We start from the raw sequence: 7548 nt of genomic DNA, 5'->3' as shown, positions 1-7548 counted from the left end.
GGCCTGCCGCCGGAGATGCTCTCGGTGGTCACCGGCAATCCCTCGACCATGGGCGATGCGATGATCACCGATCCCGACGCGGATCTGGTGACCTTCACCGGCTCGGTCCGGGTCGGCAAGCACATCGCCGCGACCGCCGGCTACAAGCGCATCGTGCTCGAACTCGGTGGCAACGACCCGCTGATCGTCATGGAGGACGCCGATCTCGACAAGGCGGCCGAGCTTGCCGTCACCGGCGCGACCAAGAACTCCGGCCAGCGCTGCACCGCGGTGAAGCGCATCCTGGTGGTCGAGAACGTCGCCGAAGCCTTCGCCAGGCTCGTCGTCGAGAAGGCCAGGAAGCTCAGATGCGGCGATCCGATGGACCCGGCGACCGATGTCGGCACCGTCATCAACGCCCGCTCGGCCGCGCTCTTCCAGGCCCGTGTCGACGACGCCGTGACGAAGGGCGCGCAGGTCCTCTACGGCAAGCGGGCGGAAGGGGCGCTGTTCCACCCGACCGTGGTCGACAGGATCCCCTACACCTGCGAGCTCGTGCACGAGGAGACCTTCGGCCCGGTCATCCCGATCATCCGCGTGCCGAACGACATCGCCGAGGTCATCCGCATCTCGAATTCGACCGCCTATGGCCTGTCGTCCGGCATCTGCACCAACCGCTACGACTACATCCAGCGCTTCGTCGCCGAGCTGGAGGTCGGTACCGTCAATCTCTGGGAGGTCCCGGGCTACCGGATCGAGATGTCGCCCTTCGGCGGCATCAAGGACTCCGGCCTCGGCTACAAGGAGGGCGTCGTCGAGGCCATGAAGTCCTTCACTAACGTCAAGACATGGTCAATGCCATGGAACGCGTGACCTAAGAAGATCAACGCAGGCGGAGCGATCCGCCTGCGTTTTTTGCATGTGAAAACAAAGAAACGTCGAAAGAGCGTTCAAACCGATCTCAACGAGGGGATGAGAACATGAAGAACTGGCTTGCTACCTGCCTCGTCGGCGCCTTTGCGCTGGCGCTTCCTGGCGTCGCCCAGGCGCAGAAGACGAAGGTCACGGTCTACACCGCCCTGGAGAACGACCAGCTCGCGCCGTTCAAGGCGTCGATCGAGAAGGCCGTGCCCGAGGCCGATGTGGTCTGGGTCCGCGATTCCACCGGCGTCATCACCGCCCGCTTCCTGGCCGAGAAGGACAATCCGCGGGCCGACATGGTGATGGGCCTGGCGGCGTCGAGCCTCCTGATGTTCGAGAAGGCCGGGCTGCTCGAAGCCTACAAGCCCGCCGGCGCCGACGCGCTGAAGCCGGTCTTCCGCGACGCCAACGAGCCCTACACCTGGACCGGCATGGACGCCTATCTCGGCGTCGTCTGCTTCAACACCGCCGAGGCCAAGGGCGTTGCGGTACCGACCTCCTGGAAGGACCTGCTCAACCCGGCGCTCAAGGGCAAGATCGTGATGCCGCATCCGGCCTCGTCCGGCACCGGCTATCTGATGGTCGCCGGCTGGCTGCAGAGCATGGGCGAGGCCGAGGGCTGGAAGTTCATGGACGGCCTGCACGAGAATATCGCCGCCTATCTGCACTCCGGCTCGGCGCCCTGCGTCCAGGCGGCGCGCGGCGAGCGCACCGTCGGCCTGGCGCTCGACATGCGCGGCGCCTCCGAGAAGAGCAAGGGCGCGCCGATCGAGGTGGTGATCCCGAAGGAAGGTGTCGGCTGGGAGATGGAGGCGAGCGCCATCGTCAAGGGCAGCAAGAACCTCGCCGTTGCCAAGAAGATCGCCGACTGGTCGGCGACGAAGGACGCCAACGAGCTCTATTCGAAGACCTATGCCATCGTTGCCGCGCGGGGGGTCGAGAACAAGCCGGCCAACTATCCCGCCAACGCCGAAGCCGGGATGATCCGGAACGACCTGTCCTGGATGGCGGATAATCGCGACCGTGTCCTTGCCGAGTGGTCGAAGCGCTACGAGTCCAAGGCGGCGCCGAAGAACTGACGCCATGGCGCCGGCCTGGCCCGCTGCGGCGGGCCAGGCCGGCGCGTTTCATGCAGGCCCCGAAGTTGTCGCTGCGCGTTCAGATGAAGGTCGGCAAGATGAGCACGAACACGGCTCCGTTTATCTCGATCCGCAAGCTCGCCAAGAGCTTCGGCGCCTTCCAGGCCCTGCGCAGCATCGATCTCGACATCCACCGCGGCGAGTTCGTCTGCTTCCTCGGCCCGTCGGGCTGCGGCAAGACCACCTTGCTGCGCGCCATCGCCGGCCTCGACTTGCAGGATAGCGGCAGCATCCAGATGGGCGGGCGCGACGTCTCCCGCGCGAGCCCTGCCGAGCGCGATTTCGGCATCGTCTTCCAGTCCTATGCGCTGTTCCCGAACCTGACCGTCGCCGACAATGTCGGCTATGGCCTGGTCAACCGCCGCCGCCCGTCGGCCGAGATCACCCGGCGCGTCGAGGAACTGCTTGCGCTCGTCGGCCTGCCCGAGCAGAGCAAGAAATACCCGATCCAGCTTTCGGGCGGCCAGCAGCAGCGCGTCGCCCTGGCCCGCGCACTCGCGACCGCGCCGGAGCTCCTGCTGCTCGACGAGCCGCTCTCGGCGCTCGACGCCAAGGTCAGGATCAGGCTGCGCGACGAGATGCGCTCCCTGCAGCAGCGCCTGGGCGTGACCACGATCATGGTCACGCACGACCAGGAGGAAGCGCTCGCCATGGCCGACCGCATCGTCGTGATGAGCGACGGCGCCGTCGAGCAGGTCGGCACGCCCGAGGAGATCTATCGCCGCCCAGGCACGCCCTTCGTCGCCGACTTCGTCGGCCACATGACCTTCCTCGACGCCATCGTCACCGGGCCGGGCCGGGTGCGGGTCGGCGAACTCGACCTGCTCGTCGCCAATGCCGCGTCCTTCACCGCGGGTACGCCGGTGCGGCTCGCCATGCGTCCCGAGGAGGTGCGAACCCGCTCGATCACGGCCGAGACGCCCAACCGCTTCGATGCGACGATCGGCGACCTCTCCTTCCTCGGTTCCTATTGCCGGGCGCATCTGGAGCCGACGAATTCGCGCTCGACCCGGATCGCCGCCGATTTCTCGACCAATGCGATGCGCGACCTCGGCATCCTGCCGGGGCAGGTGCGCACGGTCGCCTTCCCGCCGGAGTCGCTGCACGTCTTTGCCGGGGGTGGTCGATGAGCCATGCCGCGACACCGCTGACGATGACCGACGCCACCGTGAAGATCTCGCCGCCGCGGCTCAGCGAACGCCATGTCGCCGGCGTGCTGATCCTGGCGCTCTGCGCGGCGCTCATCCTGATCATCGCCTTGCCGCTCTGGGCGCTGCTCTCCAAGAGCCTCGAGGATACCCAGGGCCGTTTCGTCGGGCTGGCGAACTTCGTCAGCTATGCGACGACGCCGACGCTGCTCTCCTCGCTGACCAACAGCGTGCTCGTCGCCAGCGTGACCACGGGAATCGTGCTGCCACTCGCCTTCCTCTACGCTTATGCCTTGCGCCGCAGCTGCATTCCCGGCCGGGGCCTGTTCTATGCCGCGGCGATGGTGCCGGTCTTCGCGCCCTCGCTGCTCTCGGGCTTGGCGCTGATCTACATCTTCGGCAATCAGGGCCTGCTCAAATCCTGGATGATGGGCGCCTCGCTGTACGGGCCGGTCGGCATCATCGGGGCCGAGGCGCTCTACAGCTTTCCCCATGCCGTGCTGATCCTGGTGACGGCGCTCAGCCTCTCCGACGGGCGGCTGCGCGAGGCAGCCGAGGCGATGGGCACGACGCGCTGGCGCATCTTCCACACGATCACGCTGCCGGGTGCGCGCTATGGCGTGATCAGCGCGGCCTTCGTGGTCTTCACCCTGGTGATCACCGATTTCGGCATTCCCAAGGTGATCGGCGGGCAGTTCAGCGTGCTCGCGACAGATGCCTATCGCCAGGTCGTCGGCCAGCAGAACTTCCCGATGGGCGCCGTCGTCGGCATCATCCTCTTGGTGCCGGCCGTGCTCGCCTTCTTCGTCGACCGCGCCGTCCAACGCCGCCAGAGCGCCATGCTCTCGGCCCGCGCCGTGCCGTATTCGCCGCGGCCCGAGCGGCGCCGGGACCTTGCGCTCCTTACCTTCGTCAGCGTGATGGCGCTCGCCATCGTCGGCCCCTACGGCATCGCGATCTGGGGCTCCTTCGTCAAATACTGGCCCTATAACCTGTCGCTGACGCTGAACAATTACGATTTCGCCGCCGTCGACCCCGAAGGCTGGACGACCTATGGCAATTCGCTGCTGCTGGCCTCGCTGACGGCGGTGATCGGCACCGCGCTGATCTTCACCGGGGCCTATCTGATCGAGAAGCTGAAGCTGTTCCCGCGCCTGCGCGCCTTCGCCCAGTTCCTGGCGATGCTGCCGATGGCGGTGCCCGGGCTCGTGCTTGGTCTCGGCTATGTCTTCTTCTTCAATGCCGGCTGGAACCCGCTCAACGTTCTCTACGGGACGCTGACGATCCTGGTGATCAACACCATCGCCCATTTCTACACGGTCGGGCACATCACCGCCCTGACCAGCCTGAAGCAGATCGACGGCGAGTTCGAATCGGTTTCCGCCTCGCTCAAGGTGCCGTTCTGGTCGACCTTTCGCCGCGTCACCGCGCCGATCTGCCTGCCGGCGATCCTCGACATCGCCGTCTATGTCTTCGTCAACGCGCTGACCACGGTCTCGGCCGTGATCTTCCTCTACGGGGCCGACACCAAGCTCGCCTCGATCGCCATCGTCCACATGGACGAGGCCGGCGCCATCGCCTCGGCCGCCGGCATGGCGAGCGTGATCATGCTGACCGCCATCGCCGTCAAGCTCGCCCATGTCGGGCTCGACCGGCTGGTGTTCGGCCGCCTGCAGCGCTGGCGGCAGCGCTAGCTCTTCCGGACGCGTCGCCATGACCGGACAGACGCCGACCCAGATCCTGCTCGCGCTCGCCGGCGAGGTCGCGCTGCTGCTCTGGAGCGTGCAGATGGTGACGGCGGGCATCTCCGCCGCCTTCGGCAGCCGCCTGCGCGCCGTATTGGCGACTGGCCTCGACAGCCGCTGGCGTGCCTTCGGGGCCGGGGTGCTGGTGACGGCCGGCCTGCAGTCCAGCACCGCCACGGCGATGATGATCGCGTCCTTCTCGGGAGCGGGGCTGATCGCCTTGGCGCCGGCGCTGGCGATGATGCTCGGCGCCAATGTCGGCACGACGCTGATCGTCCAGTTCGTCAGCTTCGACACGAGCACGCTCGTGCCGCTGCTGATCCTGGCGGGCTATGCCGGCATGCGGCGCTTCGGGCGGCTGCCGGCCCGGGAAACGGCGAAGGCGCTCTTCGGCATCGGTCTGATGCTGCTGTCGCTGCGGCTGATGCAGGGCACGATGGGGCCGGTCGAGCATTCGCAGGTGCTGCGCACCGTACTCGGCTCGCTGTCCGACGACCCGCTGATCGCCCTGCTGCTGGCGGCTGCCCTAAGCTTCGCCGCCCATTCCTCGCTCGCAGCGATCCTGATCGTGATGAGCCTTGCCGCCACCGGCGTGATCGGCACGCCGACCATGCTGGCGATGGTGCTGGGCTGCAATCTGGGCACGGCTCTGAACCCGCTCGTCCAGGCGCTGAAGGGCAATGCCGCGGCGCGCCGGGTGCCGCTTGGCAATATCGCCAACCGGGTCCTGGGCTGCCTGCTCGGGCTGGCGCTATTGCCCTTGCTGACAAAGCTCGTCGGGCAGCTCGGCCTTGCACCGGCGCAGGCGGCGGCCCTGTTCCATCTTGCCTTCAACCTTGCGATGGCGGCGCTCTTCCTGGTGCCGCTGCCTGCGATCGCGCGGCTGCTGATGCGCCTCCTGCCCGAGCCTGCCCCTGAGGCCGACCCGTCGCGCTCGCGCTATCTCGACAAATCCGCTTTGGCGACGCCGACCATCGCGCTCTCCAATGCCACCCGCGAGGTGCTGCGCATGGTCGATGTCGTCGACGACATGCTCAAGACCTCGCTCGCCGCCTTTGAAGGCGACGATCTCGCCAGGGTTGCTGCGGTGAGCCGCGCCGACGATGTGCTCGACAGCCTGTTCAACCACATCCAGCTCTATGTCGGCGCGATCGCCGAGACGGCCCTGTCGGAAGCGGATGAGCGCCGGCTCTCGGCGGTGCTGGTGCTGGCGATCAACCTTGAGCATATCGGCGACATCGTCGAGAAGAACCTGATGCAGATGGCCGGCAAGCGCATCCGCGACCAGCGCCGGCTGCCGCCCGAGGCGCTGGAGCGCATCGCCGACATGCACCAGCGGCTGCGCGATCACCTGCGCCTCGCGATCACCGTCTTCATCTCCGAGGACGAGCCGACGGCGCGCCGGATCGTGCGCGAGAAGGAGACCTTCCGCGGGCTGGAGCGCGAGGCGATCGAGTCGCATCTCGCCGAGATGCGCACCGGCCAGCGCGAGGCCGTCATCGTCAGCGCGCTGCAGCTCGACATCACGCGCGACCTCAAGCGGATCGACGCCCATATCGCCGCGACCGTGCACGGGCTGCTGGAGCAGAAGGGAGCCCTGATCGGCAGCCGGCTCCTGCGCGCGGCGGAGTGAGGCGATCGCGCTAGGCGACCGCGGGCTGATCGGATCGACCGCGCAGCGCCCTCGCGGTCGCGAAGAAGGCCTGAATCGCCTTGCTGTTGCGGCGCTCGTGCAGGCAGATCAGCGCCTCCCGCATCAGGAGCGGCGGGCCGTCGAGCGGAATGCGAACAAGGCGCGGATCGTCCTCGCCGAACTCCGCTGCGGAGACGAAGCCGATACCGCCTCCCGCTGCCACGATCGCCCGGACGGCCTCGCGACCCTCCGCTTCGACCGCGTAGCTGAGCGCGATGCCACTGTCCGTCGCTCGCTGCTCCAGCATCTGGCGGGTGCGCGAGCCTGGCTCGCGCATGATCAGCGGCCAGTCGCTCAGTTCAGCCAGCGAGAGGTTCGCTCGAGTGGCAGCCGGGTGATTGCGGGCGGCGAAGGCGATGATCGGCGAGACGTTGAGCGGCAGGACCTCGAAGGGGCGCTCGTCGCCGAGTTCGCCGAGCACGCCGATATCGGCCTCGTAGCCGGTCAGCATCTCGACGATGCTGCCGGTATTGCCGCGCGCGACGCTGACCTGGATGCCGGGATGGCGCTCACGAAAGGCTGTCAGCACGTCGAGCACATGCTGGACGGAATCGGCGACGATGCGCAGCGCGCCCGTCCGCAGCGAGCGCTCCTCCTGCAGCAGCTCCAGCGCCTCGCCTTCGGCGCCGAACAGGCGGTGTGTGACGGCGAGAAGGCGGTGGCCCGCCGGGGTCAGGACGATCTGGCGATGGCGCCGGCTGAACAAAGCGACGTCGTATTCCTCCTCCAGCCGCCGGACCTGATCGGAGATCGCCGGCTGGGTGAGATGCAGCGCCTGCGCCGCCTTGGAGAAGCCGCCGGTCAGCGCGACCTGGTGGAAGGCGCGGAGCTGGACATAGCGCATGAGAACACGACCCCGTTCGGAGTGAGTTAGCATGATATCGCTGAAATTTATCAGAGGATATGAATTAACGATTTTTCAG

The 7548-nt window shown here is 67.2% G+C and carries 6 protein-coding genes; 5 read left to right on the top strand and 1 reads right to left on the bottom strand.

Annotated elements, in window-relative coordinates; genetic code table 11:
* From AC3WLC_RS27920 to AC3WLC_RS27900, 5 genes are all read left to right on the top strand, one after another.
* Positions 1–852: aldehyde dehydrogenase family protein (locus tag AC3WLC_RS27920; RefSeq protein ID WP_493687146.1), on the top strand; the 852-nt coding region annotated here is incomplete at its 5' end.
* Positions 853–959: 107 nt separating this feature from the next.
* Positions 960–1979, top strand: a complete 1020-nt coding sequence (locus tag AC3WLC_RS27915) for a putative 2-aminoethylphosphonate ABC transporter substrate-binding protein (RefSeq protein WP_493687145.1) — start codon at positions 960–962, stop codon at positions 1977–1979.
* A 50-nt stretch (positions 1980–2029) separates the two neighbouring features.
* The gene (locus tag AC3WLC_RS27910) at positions 2030–3169 is read left to right on the top strand and encodes a putative 2-aminoethylphosphonate ABC transporter ATP-binding protein (protein WP_493687144.1); all 1140 of its coding nucleotides are present in this window, start codon (positions 2030–2032) and stop codon (positions 3167–3169) included.
* Positions 3166–4881, top strand: a complete 1716-nt coding sequence (locus AC3WLC_RS27905) for a putative 2-aminoethylphosphonate ABC transporter permease subunit (protein WP_493687143.1) — start codon at positions 3166–3168, stop codon at positions 4879–4881. Before AC3WLC_RS27910 ends, AC3WLC_RS27905 begins: the two co-directional genes overlap by 4 nt.
* Positions 4882–4900: 19 nt before the next feature.
* On the top strand, positions 4901–6565 hold the full coding sequence (locus AC3WLC_RS27900) for a Na/Pi cotransporter family protein (protein WP_493687142.1): 1665 nt from the start codon (positions 4901–4903) through the stop codon (positions 6563–6565).
* 10 nt (positions 6566–6575) lie between these two features.
* Here AC3WLC_RS27900 and AC3WLC_RS27895 read toward each other — a convergent pair whose 3' ends face one another.
* Complete coding sequence (locus AC3WLC_RS27895; protein ID WP_493687141.1) at positions 6576–7469, bottom strand: LysR substrate-binding domain-containing protein; 894 nt, start codon at positions 7467–7469, stop codon at positions 6576–6578.
* Between the last annotated feature and the right edge of the window lie 79 nt (positions 7470–7548).

The organism is Allobosea sp. GW821-FHT03A12 (assembly GCF_058986765.1).
This window is presented reverse-complemented; position numbering and strand designations above follow the sequence as displayed.